Genomic DNA, 19868 nt, shown 5'->3' with positions numbered 1-19868 from the left:
TAGCTAGATAGTTACTATCCTATTGCACCGTTTTGGTGCGATAGGATAGTTAGGTCACAAATTTGTTAATTTTTAACAGTGTGGCGATCAGTTTACCTTGGTTATGTTGTTAATCTGATAAATTTAACTCTTTTAATTTACGAGTTAAGGTATTACGCCCCCATCCTAGCAGCTTAGCTGCCTCATGTTTTTTGCCCTGTGTATGTTTTAGTGCGCTTTGTAACATTATCTTTTCAAACTCAGGTAATAATTGCCCTAATATATTGGTTTCGCCATTCCTTAATTGTGTATCTGCCCATTTTTTCAGGCTTTCTTGCCATATCACCGGCTCACCATCTTGATCAGGAATATCTTGATTGCCTAATTCAGGAGGCAAATCACTAATATGGACCTCTTGTCCACTAGCCATTACCGTTAACCAGCGACAAATATTCTCTAATTGACGGACATTGCCGGGCCAAGGTAGTTCACTTAGGTAAGTCAGTGTAGCCTTAGTAAGCTGCTTACTTTCAACAGTCAACTCATTAGCTATATTATGTAGAAAATGATTTGCAAGTAATGGAATATCTTCGCGACGCTCCCTTAGTGCGGGAAGTTGCAAGCGTATTACATTCAAACGGTGAAATAAATCTTCTCGGAAATCTCCGCTTTGCACTTTTTTCTCTAAATTTTGATGCGTAGCTGCAATAATTCGAACATCTACCTTGATTGCTTGGTGGCCACCGACACGATAGAACTGACCATCAGCGAGTACACGTAGCAAACGAGTTTGAACATCTAAAGGCATATCGCCAATTTCATCTAAGAAGAGGGTCCCGCCATCGGCCTGTTCAAATCGCCCTTGGCGATTAGCTGCTGCACCTGTAAAAGCGCCTTTTTCATGGCCAAATAACTCTGCTTCAATCAACTCTTTAGGGATCGCCGCCATATTGAGTGCAATAAATGTCTCGTTTTTACGTGGGCTATGCTTATGCAGGGCTTGAGCTACTAATTCTTTACCTGTACCCGATTGACCATTGATTAATACACTCATGCTGGAGCGAGATAAACGCCCTATAACACGGAAAACCTCTTGCATAGCAGGTGCTTCACCAATAATTTCAGGAGTCGAAATAGGTTGAGTATTAGGCTTTTTCTGTTGTTTTAATTCTTTACTGTGGTTGATTGCGCGTTTAATTAATGCGGTTGCTTCATGGATATCAAAGGGTTTAGGTAGGTATTCAAAGGCACCACTTTGGTAAGCATTTACTGCGCTATCTAAATCTGAATGTGCAGTCATAATAATGATCGGAATTAATGGGTAGCGTTGATGAATCTTTTGCATCAGCTCTAATCCATCAATCCCTGGCATACGCACGTCAGAAATAATTATTTCAGGTTGTTCAATGAGCAGTTGTTGCCATAGGCACTCAGCGTCAGGAAAACTCGCATGCTCGATGTTTTCAGCTTTTAATGTGCGTTCTAATACCCAGCGAATGGCATGGTCATCATCTACAATCCAAGCGGCCATTTTAGTTCCTTATTTATATTTTTATGCATAGATGGAAGTTAAATTGGTAAATAAACAGAAAACTCTGTTTTACCCTTGCAACTACTAAATTCAATACGTCCATGATGTTGTTTAATCAATTCCTGTGCGATAGATAAACCTAGACCTGTGCCATCTTTGCGGCCCGTCACCATCGGATAAAATAATGTGCTCTTGAGGTGTTCAGGTATGCCAGGACCGGTATCAATAATTTTTATTTCAGTAGCTAAACGCTGCGGTAAACCATTAATAGTAATTTGATTCGCTGCACGAGTGCGCACTGTAATACGGTGTTCTTCGGGCTGATTTTGTAAGGCTTGTACGGCATTTTGAATGATATTTAAAAAGGCTTGCTGTAATTGGTCTGGTTGCATCTCAAAATCGGGAATACTGGGATCATAATCAATATGAATAGTGATATTTTTAGGTAAATCTAAACACACCAACTTTCTAACTGTTTCTAAAACAGAATGAATATTATGGATACCCTTTGTGCCTAATTTTTGTGGGCCTAATAAACGGTTTACTAGGGCGCTTAAGCGATCAGCTTGTTCAATAATTATTTGGGTAAACTCTTTTAACTCTGGATCTGGTAATTCAGCTTCCAACAGTTGTGCCGCACCGCGTAAACCGCCTAAAGGGTTTTTTATCTCGTGGGCTAAACCTCTGACTAATTCCTGTGCTGCTTTTTGTTGGTGCTCTTGATAATGCACCTGACTGATGCGTTTTTGCTGCTCAATACAACGCATCTCCAAAATAATATAACAATCTGATTTAACGCTCACGTAACTAGCACTTAAATCAATTAATAAAGAGTGCCCATCAATGAATAAGGTGACTTCATTTTCAGTAAAAGAAGCTTGTTCATGTAATAGGTTGGCAATAGAAACTGGGCTAAAATGGAACTGTTCAGCCAGTGAATACAGGCTTTGTGCGTATAAGCGTTGTTTGCTTTGCGACAATAATTGCTCACTCGCAGGGTTAGCGTAAATCAATTTTAATGAAGCATCTAATCCTACAAACGCGGTTTTAGCTTCTTCAAGAAAGGTAAAAATAAGTTTGTTACTGGGTTCATTCTGCATATTTTTAAGTTCTATTTAAGTGCTGCACGTTTTAAGTGAATAGTCACAATTTGCGTTTTAGCTAAGGTTTTACCTGTTTCATCCAACAAATGAACTTGTACTTGATGCGTACCACGGTCCACATTAAATGCTCGCATCGTTGGCGACAATTGAGGTGTGCCTAAGGGCTCTGCATCTAAAAATAACTGTAAACGTTGGGAGCTTTCTTTTTCAGGTGTTGTTTTAACGTGAATATCTAATGCGCCATCGTTACTGCGTATCGCCATATCATCTTGAGGTGAAATAATTTCTGCTTGATAGTTTATTGCTTTTTTCCTATCTAGACTTAAGTCATTAACTTCCGATAATTTTTTTATTGTTGGTTGGTTAGTATTAACCGGCATTAAATTTTTATTTTCGACAATAATCTGTTCTGTGCCCGGCTCTGCAGTGTCTGAGAAATGACTTTTTCCATGTTTATCAACCCAATGATAAATGGTTGTTTCTGCCTGTAATGATGATACTGACATGACAAACAACGGGATCAACAAAAGCATGGGAACTTTAATCATCAAAAACCTCATATCGTGGACAACTTATTTGTTGCTTATATAAAGGATATAGACAAAAAAACCCGCGCAAAGACGGGTTTTCTGATTTAAAGCATGAACTGAATCATGCTTTATAAAAGCTCTCTTATACGCTGTAGTATAATTCAAACTCTTTTGGATGCGTAGCGCGAGAAACGGCTTCACATTGAGCTGTTTTCAAACCAATGTATGCATCAATTGCTTCATTTGAGAATACGCCACCTTCAACAAGGAAGTCACGGTCAGCATCTAGTGCAGCAAGTGCTTCTTCAAAAGATACTGCAACCTGTGGGATTGCATCAGCTTCTTCTTTAGGTAGGTCGTATAGATCTTTATCTAGAGAATCACCAGGGTGTATCTTATTTTTAATACCGTCAAGGCCAGCCATTAACATTGCAGAGAAACCTAAGTAAGGATTCATTGTTGGATCTGGGAAACGTACTTCGATACGCGCTGCACGTGCAGTCGGTACAATTGGAATACGAATAGACGCAGAACGGTTACCTGCAGAGTATGCAAGCATTACTGGCGCTTCAAAGTGTGGCACTAAGCGTTTGTAAGAGTTAGTTGATGCATTAGTGAATGCATTAAGTGCTTTAGCATGCTTGATAATACCGCCGATGTAATAAAGCGCCATTTCAGAAAGGCCGCCGTATTGATCACCAGAGAACAAGTTAACACCATCTTTACCTAAAGATTGGTGACAGTGATTACCAGAACCGTTATCGCCAATAATTGGTTTAGGCATAAATGTAGCTGTTTGGCCGTATGCGTGAGCAACGTTATGTACAACGTACTTGTAAATTTGGATTTCATCTGCTTTTTCAACCATTGTGTTGAAACGACATGCGATTTCGTTTTGACCCGCTGTTGCTACTTCGTGGTGATGAGCTTCAACAACTAAACCCATTTCTTCCATGATTAAACACATAGCAGAACGGATGTTTTGAGATGAATCAACTGGTGCTACTGGGAAGTAACCACCTTTAACACCTGGACGGTGACCGGTGTTGCCTTCTTCATATGAAGTACCTGAGTTCCAAGCCGCTTCTTTAGCATCAATCGAGAAAAAAGCACCTTGCATTGTATTACCGTATTTAACGTCGTCAAATAGGAAGAATTCTGGTTCTGGACCAAATAAAACAGTATCAGCAATACCTGTTGAACGCATGTAAGCTTCAGCACGCTTAGCAACAGAACGTGGGTCACGGTCGTAACCTAACATTGTTTTTGGCTCTAGTACGTCACAACGTAAGTTTAATGTTGCATCGTCAGTAAATGGGTCAAGTACAGCCGTTGAAGGTACAGGCATTAATACCATGTCTGAATCTTGAATCCCTTTCCAGCCAGCGATTGAAGAACCATCGAACATTTTACCTTCTTCGAAAAAGTCTTCGTTTACTTGGTGATGCGGAATAGAGACGTGTTGCTCTTTACCATGTGTATCAGTAAAGCGTAAATCAACGAATTTTACGTCTTGCTCTTTAATAAGAGCTAGAACGTCTTGAATTGTTTGTGCAGACATGTTGTAGAACCTCATTTGACATCGAAATGTTTAAAAAACAAATCGTTATTCATAAATGTATGAAAATCCATAAATGTATGAAAATCGATTTATCGTAATTCTGAACTAGTATTTATACTTCTAAACTTATGCTGATACAAGTAGCTAAAACTATGCCAACTTGGCAAAGCCCATTATACCTCGCTTTTTCTGCTGCTACAGCCCATATAATGTGATCTTGTGCACCAATATGGTGCTGTGCAGATCTTTTTTGGTGCGTTTTGTGTTTGAGTGCTCAGTTGCTTGCATTTTTTAAACTTTTCAGCATTTAAGCTAACTGTGACCGACTTAAAACTTTCTATTTTTGAAATTATGTTTACAATGTGCGCACATTTGGCTATCTCACTTTAAGTGTTTTCATAGCCTAAATTTTTTCATACCAATTAAATAAAAGTGGATAATCTATTTTTATTTAATTGGTATTTTTATAGTAGTTATTTTTGAGGCACATCATGTCGTTAGATAAATTAAGAAATATAGCCATCATTGCTCACGTTGACCATGGTAAAACAACATTGGTTGATAAACTGTTAGAGCAATCTGGTACTTTGGATTCACGTGGTGATAATGAAGAACGTGTAATGGATTCTAACGATCTTGAAAAAGAACGTGGTATTACCATTCTTGCAAAAAATACAGCGATTGTATGGAACGATTACCATATCAATATCGTAGATACTCCTGGGCATGCCGATTTCGGTGGTGAAGTAGAACGTATTCTATCTATGGTAGACAGTGTTTGTTTGATCGTTGATGCTGTTGATGGTCCTATGCCACAAACTCGCTTCGTAACACAAAAAGCATTTGCTCATGGTTTAAAACCAATTGTTGTTATTAATAAAATCGATAAGCCTGGTGCACGTCCTGAATGGGTAATGGATCAAGTATTTGATTTGTTTGATAACCTAGGTGCTACTGATGAGCAATTAGACTTCCAAGTTGTTTATGCTTCTGCATTAAACGGTTGGGCAAGTACTGATATGGACACTAAAAAAGATAACATGGAAGATTTATTCCAAACTATCGTTGATACTGTTGCTCCACCAGAAGCTGACCGCGATGGCGACTTCCAAATGCAAATATCTCAACTTGATTACAACTCTTACGTAGGTGTTATCGGTGTTGGTCGTATTACACGTGGTCATGTTAAAGTAAACCAAGCGGTAACTATCATTGGTGCTGACGGCAAAGAACGTAAAGGCAAAGTAGGTCAAGTATTAGGTTACTTAGGTCTAGAACGTCATGATATTGAATATGGTGAAGCTGGCGACATTATTGCAATCAGTGGTCTAGGCGAGCTTAAAATCTCTGACACTATCTGTGCACAAAATAATGTTGAAGCGATGACGCCATTAACTGTTGATGAACCAACGGTAACAATGACTTTCCAAGTAAACAACTCTCCATTCTGTGGTAAAGAAGGTAAATTCGTTACATCACGTAACATCCTTGACCGTTTGAATAAAGAGCTTGTACATAACGTTGCGTTAAAAGTAGAAGAAACTGCCGATCCTGATAAATTCAAAGTATCTGGTCGTGGTGAGCTACATTTAGGTATCTTAATTGAAAACATGCGTCGTGAAGGTTTTGAGCTAGCAGTATCTCGTCCAGAAGTTATTGAAAAAATGATCGATGGTCAGTTACATGAGCCAATGGAAACATTGACAGTTGACTGTGAAGAGCAACATCAAGGTTCAATCATGGAACAATTAGGTATCCGTAAAGCGGAACTAACTAATATGATCCCTGATGGTAAAGGCCGTGTACGTTTAGACTTTATGATCCCAAGTCGTGGTTTAATCGGTTTCCAAACTGAATTCATGACAATTACATCTGGTTCTGGTCTTTTATACCATAGCTTCGACCATTACGGTCCGCACAAAGGCGGTACAATTGGTCAACGCCAAAATGGTGTAATGGTTTGTAATCAAACTGGTAAAGCGGTTACTTACTCATTATTCTTCTTACAAGATCGTGGTCGTTTATTCCTAGGTCACGCTACTGAAGTTTATGAAGGTCAAATCATCGGTATTCATAACCGTTCAAATGATTTAACAGTTAACTGTATTCGTGGTAAACAGCTTACTAACGTTCGTTCTTCAGGTACTGATGAAGCACAAACACTTTCACCTGCAATCATCTTGACACTTGAGCAAGCGCTTGAGTTTATCGATGTTGATGAGTTAGTAGAAGTAACGCCATTAAGCATTCGTATCCGTAAGAAATTACTGGGTGAGAATGAGCGTAAACGTGCTGCACGTCCAACTAAAGGTTAATTCGTTTACTTAAACGACTAAAAAACCTAATATTAAGGTCTTACTATCGTAAGGCCTTTTTTTTGTTTACAATTTGTAGTTAAGCGATATCGACTCTTTAATATTAAATAACCTCAATTCTGGTTAATGAAAGAAAAATCAAATTTAAAATCATAAGCTTATATTTTTGGCTGTCCAGAACTGAGGTTAAATACATTATGCAGTCCATAGAATCTAAAGCTGTTTTTCCCATTGCTTAAAACTCATCTAGGAAAACTATGTTGCCATTACAAAAGCAAGTATTAGTACAGAAAGTCAAATTGGTTTACAGCTACAGTATTTTTTTATGGAAGCGCAGCCAAGAAGATAATATTAAAGTCCCTGCCGGCCATCTTGCTTACGTTACTCTTTTATCTATTGTGCCTTTTCTGGCGGTTATATTTTATATGCTGTCGGCCTTCCCGATGTTTTCGGAGTTGAATAAAATTATTGAAGATCTTATCTATAATAATTTTGTGCCAACAGCAGGTAATGCAGTCAAAGAGCATATGACCGGATTTATTGAAAATACTAAAAAAATGAGCATGATGGGGATCGCGTCATTAATTGTGATTGCCTTGTTATTGATCTCAACGATAGATCAAACTATCAATCGTATTTGGCGTTGTACTAACAAACGATCAGTAGTGCAGGCCTTTACTATTTATTGGACTATTTTAAGTTTAGGTCCAATTATTATTGGTGGCAGCATTGCCCTCAGTTCTTACCTCTTTTCTATTGTTCAAACCGGTGGTTTTTTATCGCTTGGACAACAAATTTTAAGCATTATCCCTTTTGTTTTTTCTTGGTTAGCATTTGCCGGTGTATATACATTAGTGCCGCATCAACGTGTCAGCTTTCGTTATGCACTAACGGGTGGCCTGATCGCTGCCTTATTATTTAATTTTGCAACGGATCTATTTACTTTATACATCACTAATTTTCCTTCACAGCAAATTATTTATGGTGCATTAGCGGTTATCCCGATCATGTTTGTTTGGATCTATTTTAGTTGGTTGATTGTATTGATTGGTGCAGAAGTGACCTCTACCCTAGAAGAATTTTTATCTGTATCTGAAAAAGAGATGCAAGAAACAGACAAAACATTAGCGGAGAATGAACAATGATTGCAATGATTCAACGTGTTACTAACGCGTCGGTGACCGTTGAAGGACAAACGGTAGGTGCAATTAAAAGCGGTTTATTAGTACTTTTAGGAGTAGAAAAGGGTGACACCGATAAACAATGTCTGCGCTTAGCTCAAAAGGTTTTAGCGTATCGTATTTTTGCTGATGCTAATGGAAAAATGAATCTTAACGTGCAACAAGCGAAGGGGGATTTATTAGTTATTTCACAGTTTACGTTAGCGGCAGAAACAAAAAAAGGTAATCGACCTGGATTCACCAACGGTGCAGAACCTGAAGAAGCGGATCGTTTATATCAGCTGTTTAGTCAACAATGCACCGAATTGGGCTGCCATGTTGAAAATGGTATTTTTGCCGCTGATATGCAAGTGACCTCCACTAATGATGGTCCCACCACGTTTTGGCTACAAATTTAGTCGATATTTAAACATAATTTAGGCATGACTTTTGTGCTGGAGTAATGGTGCGAATGGTATCTACTTGAAACTATATACGCTCTGTTATGTCTATAGGGTTCCAGCTAGAGTTGTCGCTATAAAGAGAGTTGTTAATGATAAGCAAAATATTTATCCGATTTATATCTTTATTGATCTGTACTTTTTTAACTTCCTTACAAGCGCAAGCCGCTGAGAATAATATGAATTCATTTGAGGTGCTCGAACAGTCCATTACTAAAAGTCCCAATGATACGCGCCAATATCAAGTGATTCGTCTGGCCAATCAATTACAAGTATTACTGATTTCTGATCCTGATTTGGAAAACAGTGCTGCATCTTTATCAGTGCCAATTGGCAGTATGCATAACCCAGAGAATCAGCTTGGTTTAGCACATTATTTAGAGCATATGCTGTTCCTCGGCTCTGAAAAATATCCGGTGATTAATGAGTACAGCAAGTTTATGAGCCAAAATGGAGGCTATACCAACGCTTATACCGCACAGGATGCAACTGTGTATGGTTTTGAGGTTAATGATAGTGCATTGCCAGAGGCATTAGACAGGCTAGGTGATGTTATGCGTGCTCCACTGCTTGATGAAAAATATGCTGAAAAAGAGCGTCATACGGTTAATGCAGAGCATAAAACCTATTTTGATAACGACATGAGAAAGTTGTATGCGTTACAGCGTTATTCATTAAACCCTGAACATCCCATGGCGCGTTTTAGTACTGGTGATTTGAGTACCCTTAGCGATAAACCAGGTAGTAATTTACAACAAGAACTAGAGCTGTTTTTTAAGCAAAATTATTCTGCTAATACCATGAAAGTGGCAATGACTAGCCCGCGTTCATTAGCTAATATGCAGAAAATTGCGGTTAAATATTTAACTCAAATTCCTAATAACAATGTAACTAAACCTGTACTGATCACACCTTTATTAACAGATAAGCAATTAGCGTTAGAAGTGCAAATGAAACCAACTGCGGATCTGAAATTGTTACAAGTTAACTTTTTAGTACCGAGTGTGAAAGATGAATATATGTATCAACCTGGTGGTTATATTAGCCGATTATTGGGTTCTGATCATAAGGGTGGTTTATCGGACTATTTAAAAAATATTGGTTTAGTAGAGTCGGTGAGCGCAGGTTTCTATGCAGGCCATAGTGAGCAGTATTCTCAGTTTACTATGAGCTTTAAACTTACGGAAAAAGGTCTTCAGGATCAAGATATTGTGCTGGCGAGTTTATTTGCTTATATCAACCTGATCAAAGAACAGGGGATCAATGAATTACAATATTCAGAGCAGAAAAAGAGCTTAGATAATTACTTTAAATTTTTGCCAAAAAGGGCTGGTTTTAATTACGTAATGTCTCTGTCTGCTAATATGCAGCACTATCCATTGCAAGATTTACTTTCTTATTCGTTTCGTTTAGATGGATTCAATCCTAAATTCATTAAGCAATTAGTAGACTACTTAACGCCAGAAAATAGTCGTATTTTTGTCATGTCACCGAATGCAATTGTTAACACACCGATCCCTTTCTACCAAGGTCAGTATGCACAGGCGAAGATAAAAAAATCGCGTTTGCAGCAATGGTTAACCTCAGCGAAAAAAATTCAATCAAAAATGATATTACCGATTAGCAATGATTGGTTACCTGAAAATTTAAGTTTAGTTAACGAACAAAGTAATAATCAAGCGATAGCACTAGTGAAGGAGTCGGGTTTATCGGTGTGGTTTAAGCAAAGCCAATTAAAAGAGCCAAAAGGCATTTTAAACCTACAACTCAATAACAACCTGAATGATCAAAGTCCTCAAGCCAGAGTAGAAATGAGTTTATTGTTAAATATTTTGCAGAAACAGCTCTCTGAATTGAGTTTTGTTACGCAAGAAGCTGGCTTAAGCTTTTCCATTAGTAGTAATGAAGGTTTATTGATTACTACCAGTGGTTATAGCGACAAACAAATTAAATTATTACTGATGTTATTAGATCATATTAAAGAGATGTCAGTTGATCAGCAATCTCTGCGTCTTGCAAAACAAGAGCTGACACGTCGTTTCAATAATAAATCTAAAACAAAGGCAATGGACTTGGGCTTAGATGGATTTAGAAAAATTATTCGTCAACCATCTTGGTCTGACCAGACTCTATTATCTCAAATCGATACAGTAACCAGCGAGCAACTAGTTACTTTAGCTAAACAAATGTTTTCTCAATCTAGTGTGCGTTTATTAGCCCTAGGTAATTTTTCAACATTAGATGTATTGCAATTGACAGCAAAATTGAAGCTGAAAATAAAAATTCAGCCTAATGCTTTTTATCAAATCAAACGTGTTAATGCAGATCCTGAAAAAGGAGCATTAAACTTTATACGAGAGTCTGCATTAGAAGATGATGCCTTGGTTAGTGTGTATTTAGCAAAAAACCAAGATCCTACTTCATTAGCAAAAGCAGAGTTATTGAATAAACTACTTAAACCTGCTTTTTATGACCAAATTCGAACTCAAGAGCAGTTGACGTACTCACCCTTTACTGCCAGTTTCGAAGTGAATGATAGTGTTGCTTTTGGGTTGTTCACACAAAGTCCAGCGATTGGAAGTGCCGCTTTATATGAACGTTTTAAGGCCTTTTTAGAAAGCTTTAAAACAACGTTAGCTGCAACGGACGAAAGTGACTTTGAGGACATTAAAAAAGCGCATATAGCTAACTACTTAGCTAAACCAAGTAATTTAAGTGGAGAGTTTTCTTATCTTATTAATGAATGGATGAGCAATAAAGAAGCTATTGATACAAAACGCTTACATGTTGCTATGTTGGAGTCAGTGACATTACAACAAGTACAACAATATTATGCTGATTTATTCTTTGATGAGGCACAAACACAACAAATTGTGGTACAGATAAAAGGTAAAAAATTCAGTCAAGATAAAGCGTTAGACTTAACACCGCAAGTACTGATCACTAATGTAGATCAACTCCCTAAGCAATAAAAATTCATAAAAAGCATCGATCGTTAGTTATTGATGCTTTTTATTTTTTTACAGATCTTCTTCCCCACATACAACGTATTTGATACGGGCTCTGTTGCCTTTAATTCTCTGCTAAACCTATTCACATGTTGGATTTATAAATAGTGCAGATCAATTGTTAAAGTCCGCCTCTCAATATGACTTAACCTCGACTAGGGATATCGGTTAGAGATAATTAAAGTTATTTATATCAACAAGTTGAACTTGAAACTTTACAGTGCGAATTGATATTGTGATACCGAGTCGAGAGTAATTAAATTAAACGAAAAATAAATAAATGACAAAGAAGGATAGAAAAATGAAAAAATTGCTACTTACTGCAGCCATCACTATAACGATACCATTTGCCGCACAAGCTCGAAGTGAGTTTGTTGAAGGTGATGCAACGCTTGCTGGGGAAGCTGAATTAGGTGCAACTTTGACTACGGGTAATACGGATACTGCTTCGTTTAAAGGTCGTCTAGCGTTGAAGCAAGAATTAGGAAACTGGGAAAATGATTATCTATTTGAAGGGTTATACAAAGAAGACGAAGACGAAGTAACGGCAAAACGTTATTTATTGGGTGCGCAAGGTGGTTATCAACTTGATGACGTGAGTTATTTATTTGCTAGTAGCAATTATGAAGTTGACCCTTTTACTGGCTATGATTTTACTTCAACTACTGCAGTTGGTTACGGATATCGCTTTATTGATAACAATACCATGACTTTGAAAGCAGAATTAGGTCCTGGTTATATTTACCAAAAACTTGATCGCGAGTCAGCATTGGAGGAAGGGCATGATAGTGAAGCAAATGCTGTTGCACATGGTGTAGTTGATTTTCAAATGAAAATTAGTAATTCTTCTAAATTCCAACAAAAATTTGTTGCTGACTGGGGAAGTAAAATAAAAGGGCGTTCAGATACTTCATTAACCGCTAATATTATTGGTGCATTAGCAATGAAGTTTGCCATTATTGTTCGTTATAACAGCAAACCGTTGGATGATAAAAAGAGTACTGATACTGAAACGAATATGACATTATTGTACGCATTCTAACAGCCACATCACCATTTTAATGAATTTTAATTGAGAGGTTAGCATTGCTAGCTTTCTCTTTTTATAGGCTTTTTTTCTGCAATTATTAGCACCTCTATTATTATTTTTCCTTTTATTTTTCTTATAGCTGACGTTTTTTCCTTGTTATAGAACGGGTATACTCTGCGTTCATTTCATCCATAAGGTTTTTATCTATGCGCCCAAGTAATCGAGCACCCGAGCAACATCGTGACATCAAAATTACGCGTCACTATACCAATTATGCGGAAGGCTCAGTGCTAATTGAAGTAGGTAATACTAAGGTGTTATGTAATGCGACTGTTTCAAGTTCTGTACCGCGCTTTTTAAAAGGTAAAGGTAAGGGCTGGGTGACCGCTGAATATGCTATGTTGCCACGTGCGACACATAACCGTAATAATCGTGAAGCTGCGCAGGGAAAGCAAGCTGGTCGTACATTAGAGATACAACGTTTAATTGCACGTTCTCTACGAGCAGCAGTAAACTTAAAAGCTTTGGGAGAAAACATGATCACCGTTGATTGTGATGTTATTCAGGCCGATGGTGGAACTCGTACCGCTTCAATTACAGGGGCTTGTATTGCTTTAGCTGACGCACTTAATTGGATGGTTGCTCAAGGTAAGCTGAAAAAAAGCCCGTTAAAACAGATGATAGCAGCAATCTCTGTTGGTATTTATAAGGGTTTACCCGTATGTGATTTAGATTATGCGGAAGATACTAATGCAGAAACTGATATGAATGTTGTGATGACAGAAACCGGTGGCATGATAGAAATTCAAGGTACTGCTGAAGATGGTGCATTTAGTCATGAACAGTTATTAGCTATGTTAAGCTTAGCTAAAGGCGGTATTGAACAATTAGTGATGGAACAAAAACAAGCATTAAACATGGAGTAGAAAATGAAAGATTATCAAAAAGAATTTATTGAATTTGCAATTGAGAAACAAGTACTAAAATTTGGTGAATTTACCCTAAAATCTGGGCGTATTAGTCCGTATTTCTTTAATGCAGGTTTATTCAATACAGGCCGAGATCTTGCGCGTTTAGGGCGTTTTTATGCCGCTGCATTACAAGACTCTGGCATTGCTTATGATCTATTATTTGGACCTGCTTACAAAGGGATCCCAATCGCGACAACAACGGCGGTTGCCTTATCTAATGATTATGATTTAGATATTCCTTATTGTTTTAATCGTAAAGAAGCAAAAACACATGGAGAAGGCGGTAGTTTAGTTGGTTCTGAGTTATCCGGTAAGATTATGTTGGTGGATGATGTGATCACTGCCGGGACTGCTATTCGCGAGTCAATGGACATTATTAATGCCAATCACGCGCAACTAGCAGGGGTGTTAATTGCATTGGATCGTCAAGAAAAAGGCAAAGCTGAGTTATCAGCAATTCAAGAGGTTGAGCGTGATTATGATGCAAAAGTGATTTCAATTGTACAACTTGCGGATGTGGTGAACTACCTTGAAACCTTGCCTGAAATGCAACAACACTTACAATCTGTACAAGCTTACCGTGTTAAATATGGTATTTAATTCTTAGCTTAGTTATTAGCTTAGTTATTGATTCATATCTAGAAAAAACACTAAAAATAAAGGCAAGGTAATCAATTACCCTGCCTTTATTTTTGTTTAGCCCCTTTTCTATCTTATCTGTCGTAAATGTTAAATGTTAAATATTAAATGCTAAATCTTAAATTGATTCACTATTTTCTCTAGCTCAGTGGCTAATGAGTCGACCATCTCACTGCATTTATCAATGTTGCCATAGCTTAACTGCATTTCAGTATAACCATCTTGTATATGTAACATATTGCGGTTTATCTCTTCTGTAACACTACTTTGTTCCTCAGCTGCAGTTGCTATTTGCTCATTCATTTGGCTAATTTCTTGAATGCTATGAGTGATCAGTAAGATATCCTGTCCTGCTTGCTTAGCATCATCAACACTTTTATTAACCATGTCGATACCGTTACTCATTGCCTTTTGTGCATCCTTAGAGCTTGATTGCAGCTCTGTGATCATCATCTCTATCTCATTGGTGGATTCTTTTGTTTGTAAGGCCAAACTACGTACTTCATCGGCAACCACTGAGAAGCCTCTTCCATAATCACCTGCTCGTGCAGCTTCAATTGCAGCGTTGAGAGCTAATAGGTTTGTTTTCTCTGAAACCTCATTAATTACACTTAAGAATTTTCCAATGTTGATAACAGAGCCATTTAACTTGTCGATCACCGCTGATGCATTACGTAACTCGATGGATAAGTTACTGATATTTTCAATCGTTTCTTCAACTTCATGATTACCATGTTGGCTCTGTGTATTGGCTTTTTCTGTTTCAGTTGAAGCATGTATTGCATTACGCGCAATATCATTAACGGTACTGTTCATTTCAGTGGTGGCAGTAACAACTTGTGTTACTTGCTCGGTACCACTATTTATTTTTCCTTCAATAATATGATTGTTTTTAATGTTTTCAGCTAAATTATTCTTGAGTGCATTAGAGGTATGTTGAATCTTATTGACCAGCCCTTGCAGATGTTCAACCAACTTGTTGATTGTTGAGCTGATATCGCCTAATTCATCTTTACTATTAACGTCGATACGCAGGGTGAGGTCATTATCTGTTGTAATACTGATTAGTTTACTAGTGATTTCATGGATGCCTTTATGTAATTGGTTAGCAATATAAAAAGACAATAACAGTATCAGTGCAAATGAAATTAAAATAATGATCGTAAGTGAAATTAAGTAAGTTTCTTTCTCTGATATAAGTTGTTGATTATTTTCACGTAAATTATCAAGTAGTGCTACTTCGACAGCTTTTAATAAGTTTATTTTTTGAGTGATCGTATCAAACCAAACCTTTGGGTCAGTCTTAAAGGTACCTTTATCAAGGTTATCTAGTGCAAGGTTTTCATAGTCTTTTACATTGTTTAAAGCTTGCTCTGTGAGATTTTTTTGGTAAATAGCGAACTGTTCTTTTGTTGCATGTGCTTTGAATTTATCGAGATAAACTGCCTGCTCAGCTAATAAACTAATAAATTTTTGTAATAATGCAGGGGTAAAGCGATCGATAGAGAAAACGTTACTGAGTACTGCCCGTTCGATACCCGCACGTTCTTTATGTTGTAAAAAACTACCAACCGTAACCGCTGATATAGCCAGTTTCGAACTTTGATTTTCATTGGCTGTGTTATTGATAATGGATAGCAGTAGCGCATTCAGGTTTGAATAGAAAGCGACTTCATCGCTAACGCTGATAGATAAGTTATCAACCTGTTGGCGTAAACTAGGTAGTTTATCTAATTGTTGGTTCACTTTGGTAAAGAGAGTCGTTAATTGTGGTGTAAGTGATGCTGAAGTTATAAAAGCTTGTAAGTCTTTATTTTTTTGATCCGTGGTTTGACGATGCTGTTCGATTGCTTTTTGAAATTTTTCACCTTTTGAAGATAGGTAACCAGCCGAGGCACCACGTTCTTTTTGTAGTTCATGAACCAAGAGCGAGCTTACTGCTGCAGAATTTGTAAGTATTAACATTTTCTCTAGCATTACTTTTTCTTGGTAGGCTTGTATATAGTTACTACCTGCAAAGCTGATAAAGCCCATTAGGGGTAATAATGTGAGGGCTAAAAGCTTACCGCGAATTGAAATATTATTGATAAAAGTGAGCATGTTTTATCCTAGCTTAAAAAGTATGTAGTAACAGTAGGGTAAAAAGTAAATTTTTCCACATATCAGTCAAAAAATATAACAATATAATAACAATATAACAACAAGAAAGAGGTAGGTGGGGTTTGCTAACTAATAGTAATAATTTCATAAAATAGTTGATTGATGTTGTTAGTTAAAATACATCACTTATGTGTATGAAACGTGTAAGGAACTTTATAAAACGAACAACCATTTGACTCAATAATTGCCTTAAACTCAATTCTTTTTCTACTAATTCAAGTTATGCACTTATGATCTGAATCCAAGTAATAAAAAACGCCACTGAGAAAAAATTATCAGTGGCGTTGAAGAATAAATAAACGTAATCGTTTGATTTATTAATTAGTGATTAAGCTTTGGTCGCATTTACCTTTAATGCTTTTTCTTCGTCAAATTCAGGAACCTTTTCATGTTCGCTGGCAATGAAGGAATAAATTACCGGTAAAATAAACAGCGTAAATAAGGTACCGATCGATAAACCGGCCACAATTACAACACCAATACCGAAGCGGCTAACTGCACCTGCACCGGTTGCAAATAAAAGTGGAACCAATCCAGCTACCATTGCGGCGGTGGTCATTAAAATAGGACGTAAACGAACAGCCGCGGCCGTTTTTACAGCCTCTATCTTATTTAAACCATGGTGTAATTGCTCTTCTTTTGCGACTTCAGCAATTAAAATACCATGTTTAGTTATCAAGCCAACTAAGGTTATCAAACCTACCTGAGTATAGATGTTCATTGTAGCGGCGCCCCAAGCAAGCACAACAAGCGCACCACTAATTGCTAACGGAACCGTCATTAGAATCACTAATGGGTCTCGAATACTTTCAAATTGACTTGCAAGTACTAAGAAAATGATGAATAAAGCAAGTAAGAAAGTGACATATAAAGCGCCGCCTTCAGTTACAAACTGACGTGCTTCACCGAGGTAATCGTGGCGATAACCCTGCGGCAGTTTAGTGGTCGATAACTCTTCAAAGAAGTCTATCGCTTCACCCATAGTGCTACCAGGGGCTAATACAGCACCGATTGTTGCACTATTAAGTTGATTAAAGTGCGGTAAAGAACGCGGTTCTGCCGTGATATCAATACTAATCAACTCACTTAACGGTACCATGTCATTATTTTGTGCTCGAACAAAAAAGTCACCTAGTTTATCTGGTGATAAACGATACTTACGCTCAACTTGTGCAATCACTTCATAGCTTCGTCCATCTAAATCGATACGATTTAAATAACCATCACTTAATAAGGTGCCCAATGTGATACCAATATCCTGCATCGTAATCCCGTAGGCTCCAGCTTTATCACGGTCCATACTAATATTCATCGTCGCTGAGTCAAAGGCAAGGTCGAGCTCTGAGTAAACAAAAGTAGAGTTAGCTTGTGTTGCTGCTAATACATCGCTGGCAATACTCACTAAACTTTGGAATGGATTAGACGTTGTTATTACAAATTGTACTGGTAAACCACCTGATGAACCTGGTAATTCAGGCATTTGAAACGCCGTTGTCGCCATTGATGGAATAGCGTTGAATGCAGGTGTCATGGTCGCTGAAAGTTGTTTTGGATCCTTGTCGCGTTGACTCCATGTTTTCATGATAGCGATACCAAATGCTTGGTTAGCATTAGGAATACCAGACATGGCTAAGCTACTCTCTACCTCTGGTTGATCTGAAATTATATCAGTGACTAAACGCATACTATTTTCAATAAAGTCTAAATTCGCATTCGCGGGTGCTTTAGACATCATCATCAATGCACCTTTATCTTCAGTTGGTGCTAGTTCAGAAGGAATATATTTAAATAGCATTGGCAGTGAAGCAAAAACCAGTAATGCAAAAATAATTACAGCAGGGCGACGCAACATCAGGATGTTTAATGCGCGGCTATATTTATTAGTTAACCCCGTTAATACAGAATCAACAGTACGCTCAAAACGATTTGGCTGATGATTAATTTTCAACATTTTACTACACATCATGGGTGATAATGTGAGTGCCACGATGCCCGAAACAAATACCGCGCCAGCCAAAGTCAAAGCAAATTCAGTAAATAACGAACCTGTTATCCCACCCATTAAAGCGATAGGTGCATATACTGCGGCTAATGTAATAGTCATAGAAATAACCGGAACCGCAATTTCACGCGTACCAATAATTGCTGCACGGAAAGGTTCTTCACCTGCTTTGATATGACGGTCAATATTTTCTACTACCACAATCGCATCGTCGACCACCAAACCAATGGCTAATACCATAGCTAATAGCGTCATGAGATTGATGGTAAAACCAAATAGTTGCATTACAACAGCAACACCAATTAGCGATAGCGGAATGGTAATGATTGGAATGATAACGGCACGCCAAGAACCTAAGAATAAGATCATTACGATCAATACAATTAAGCCTGCTTCAGCGATAGTTTTTATTACTTCATTAATTGATTCTTCGATGGCAATGGTAGAGTCATATAAAACTTTCATTTTAATTGAGCTTGGGTTGCTGGCATCTAAAGCCGGTAACATGAGCCTTACATCTGCTGTGATATCAAGTGGGTTTGCTGTGGGTGCAGCGTCAATCGCAACGACTACCGCATCATCGCCATTGGCCATTGCACGGTAAGTATCGTGACTTTTTTCAAGTGATACGCGCGCTATATCTTGTAAATGAATGGTTTTTCCATTTTCACGTGTTGCAATGATTAGGTTTTCTAGCTCGGCTGCGTTTTTAACTTGAGTTTCAGAGCTACCGTTAAATAGAGTGAAATAACCCATCGCCTGCCCAGAGGCCGACTGAATATTATTAGCCTGTAAGATGGTCACAACATCAGCGGTACTTAACCCAAAACCGGCCATGCGTTCAGGATCTAACCAAATTCGTAAAGCAAATTTAGTACCGCCATATAAATTAACTTTAGCAACACCATTAATACTAAATAATTGCGGCTTAACAACGCGTTCTAGGTAATCGGTGATTTGACTAGAGTTTAAATGATCGCTTGAGAAAGCAATGTAGATAACTGAAGTCGTAGAGCCAGTACTGACGTCAATAGTCGGATCTTCAGCTTCACTAGGTAGTTGTGAACTTACACTGTTTACCTTTGCTAGAATATCCGCCACAGCGCCACTAGGTTCAGTATTAAGTTTCATATTCACTGTAATAGTGGAACTACCCATAAAACTTTGTGAGCTGATAAAATCGATATTATCGGCCTGTGCAATAGCTTGTTCAATAGGTTGAGTAATAAAGCCCTGTATTAAGTCTGCATTTGCGCCATAGTAGCTGGTGGTTACTTTAACCACAGTATTGGTCATATTTGGGTATTCGCGTACCTGCATTTTAGTCAGTGCTTGAATACCTAATAACACAAGAAGCAAACTCAGCGAGATGGCTAAAACGGGACGCTTTATAAAAATATCTGTAAATTTCATGCCAT

The 19868-nt window shown here is 37.8% G+C and carries 13 protein-coding genes; 7 read left to right on the top strand and 6 right to left on the bottom strand.

Annotated features, from left to right (window positions below):
• Positions 1–109: 109 nt before the first annotated feature.
• From glnG to glnA, 4 genes are all read right to left on the bottom strand, one after another.
• Positions 110–1510 (bottom strand): nitrogen regulation protein NR(I), encoded by a 1401-nt coding sequence (glnG, locus tag MT391_RS08270; protein WP_499497525.1) that lies wholly within the window; start codon positions 1508–1510, stop codon positions 110–112.
• A 38-nt stretch (positions 1511–1548) separates the two neighbouring features.
• The gene (gene glnL / locus MT391_RS08265) at positions 1549–2610 is read right to left on the bottom strand and encodes a nitrogen regulation protein NR(II) (RefSeq protein WP_499439475.1); all 1062 of its coding nucleotides are present in this window, start codon (positions 2608–2610) and stop codon (positions 1549–1551) included.
• Positions 2611–2621: 11 nt separating this feature from the next.
• Positions 2622–3161 carry a DUF4124 domain-containing protein gene (locus MT391_RS08260; protein ID WP_499497524.1) on the bottom strand — a complete coding sequence of 180 codons (540 nt, stop codon included), beginning with the start codon at positions 3159–3161 and terminating at the stop codon, positions 2622–2624.
• A gap of 124 nt (positions 3162–3285) precedes the next feature.
• Positions 3286–4704, bottom strand: a complete 1419-nt coding sequence (gene glnA / locus MT391_RS08255) for a glutamate--ammonia ligase (protein ID WP_166368931.1) — start codon at positions 4702–4704, stop codon at positions 3286–3288.
• Between the two features lie 491 nt (positions 4705–5195).
• Between glnA and typA the strand changes: the two genes are divergently transcribed.
• The 7 genes from typA (at position 5196) to pyrE (ending at position 14249) form a co-directional block, all read left to right on the top strand.
• Positions 5196–7019 carry a translational GTPase TypA gene (typA, locus tag MT391_RS08250; RefSeq protein ID WP_499497522.1) on the top strand — a complete coding sequence of 608 codons (1824 nt, stop codon included), beginning with the start codon at positions 5196–5198 and terminating at the stop codon, positions 7017–7019.
• Between the two features lie 257 nt (positions 7020–7276).
• Positions 7277–8164: a virulence factor BrkB family protein gene (locus tag MT391_RS08245; RefSeq protein WP_166368927.1), complete on the top strand. Its 888-nt coding sequence runs from the start codon at positions 7277–7279 to the stop codon at positions 8162–8164.
• Complete coding sequence (dtd, locus tag MT391_RS08240; RefSeq protein WP_166368925.1) at positions 8161–8598, top strand: D-aminoacyl-tRNA deacylase; 438 nt, start codon at positions 8161–8163, stop codon at positions 8596–8598. The genes MT391_RS08245 and dtd overlap by 4 nt, the downstream gene beginning before the upstream one ends.
• A 134-nt stretch (positions 8599–8732) precedes the next feature.
• Positions 8733–11612, top strand: coding sequence for an insulinase family protein (locus MT391_RS08235; RefSeq protein WP_499497521.1), 2880 nt, complete (start codon positions 8733–8735; stop codon positions 11610–11612).
• Between the two features lie 337 nt (positions 11613–11949).
• Entirely contained in the window at positions 11950–12690 is a 741-nt protein-coding gene (locus tag MT391_RS08230; RefSeq protein ID WP_166368921.1) for a DUF481 domain-containing protein, read from the top strand.
• Between the two features lie 194 nt (positions 12691–12884).
• On the top strand, positions 12885–13604 hold the full coding sequence (rph, locus tag MT391_RS08225) for a ribonuclease PH (RefSeq protein ID WP_028869270.1): 720 nt from the start codon (positions 12885–12887) through the stop codon (positions 13602–13604).
• Between the two features lie 3 nt (positions 13605–13607).
• Positions 13608–14249: an orotate phosphoribosyltransferase gene (pyrE, locus tag MT391_RS08220; protein ID WP_166368919.1), complete on the top strand. Its 642-nt coding sequence runs from the start codon at positions 13608–13610 to the stop codon at positions 14247–14249.
• A 150-nt stretch (positions 14250–14399) separates the two neighbouring features.
• On the opposite strand, the gene MT391_RS08215 is transcribed toward pyrE, so the two are convergent.
• Together MT391_RS08215 and MT391_RS08210 are read right to left on the bottom strand one after the other, a co-directional pair.
• A complete protein-coding gene (locus MT391_RS08215; RefSeq protein ID WP_499439470.1) occupies positions 14400–16388 on the bottom strand; it encodes a methyl-accepting chemotaxis protein in 1989 nt (662 codons plus the stop codon).
• A gap of 388 nt (positions 16389–16776) precedes the next feature.
• Positions 16777–19863, bottom strand: coding sequence for a multidrug efflux RND transporter permease subunit (locus MT391_RS08210; protein WP_499497519.1), 3087 nt, complete (start codon positions 19861–19863; stop codon positions 16777–16779).
• Positions 19864–19868 lie beyond the last annotated feature (5 nt).

Source organism: Vibrio sp. 1-Bac 57, from assembly GCF_037546855.1.
GTDB lineage: Bacteria > Pseudomonadota > Gammaproteobacteria > Enterobacterales > Psychromonadaceae > Psychromonas.
This window is presented reverse-complemented; position numbering and strand designations above follow the sequence as displayed.

What these genes read in the sequence shown, in the direction of transcription:
- MT391_RS08215 (WP_499439470.1), bottom strand. Translation starts at nt 16,388, where the DNA reads ATGCTCACTTTTATCAATAATATTTCAATTCGCGGTAAGCTTTTAGCC.
- dtd (WP_166368925.1), top strand. Translation starts at nt 8,161, where the DNA reads ATGATTGCAATGATTCAACGTGTTACTAACGCGTCGGTGACCGTTGAA.
- pyrE (WP_166368919.1), top strand. Translation starts at nt 13,608, where the DNA reads ATGAAAGATTATCAAAAAGAATTTATTGAATTTGCAATTGAGAAACAA.
- glnL (WP_499439475.1), bottom strand. Translation starts at nt 2,610, where the DNA reads ATGCAGAATGAACCCAGTAACAAACTTATTTTTACCTTTCTTGAAGAA.
- MT391_RS08260 (WP_499497524.1), bottom strand. Translation starts at nt 3,161, where the DNA reads ATGATTAAAGTTCCCATGCTTTTGTTGATCCCGTTGTTTGTCATGTCA.
- rph (WP_028869270.1), top strand. Translation starts at nt 12,885, where the DNA reads ATGCGCCCAAGTAATCGAGCACCCGAGCAACATCGTGACATCAAAATT.
- glnA (WP_166368931.1), bottom strand. Translation starts at nt 4,704, where the DNA reads ATGTCTGCACAAACAATTCAAGACGTTCTAGCTCTTATTAAAGAGCAA.
- typA (WP_499497522.1), top strand. Translation starts at nt 5,196, where the DNA reads ATGTCGTTAGATAAATTAAGAAATATAGCCATCATTGCTCACGTTGAC.
- MT391_RS08230 (WP_166368921.1), top strand. Translation starts at nt 11,950, where the DNA reads ATGAAAAAATTGCTACTTACTGCAGCCATCACTATAACGATACCATTT.
- glnG (WP_499497525.1), bottom strand. Translation starts at nt 1,510, where the DNA reads ATGGCCGCTTGGATTGTAGATGATGACCATGCCATTCGCTGGGTATTA.
- MT391_RS08210 (WP_499497519.1), bottom strand. Translation starts at nt 19,863, where the DNA reads ATGAAATTTACAGATATTTTTATAAAGCGTCCCGTTTTAGCCATCTCG.
- MT391_RS08245 (WP_166368927.1), top strand. Translation starts at nt 7,277, where the DNA reads ATGTTGCCATTACAAAAGCAAGTATTAGTACAGAAAGTCAAATTGGTT.
- MT391_RS08235 (WP_499497521.1), top strand. Translation starts at nt 8,733, where the DNA reads ATGATAAGCAAAATATTTATCCGATTTATATCTTTATTGATCTGTACT.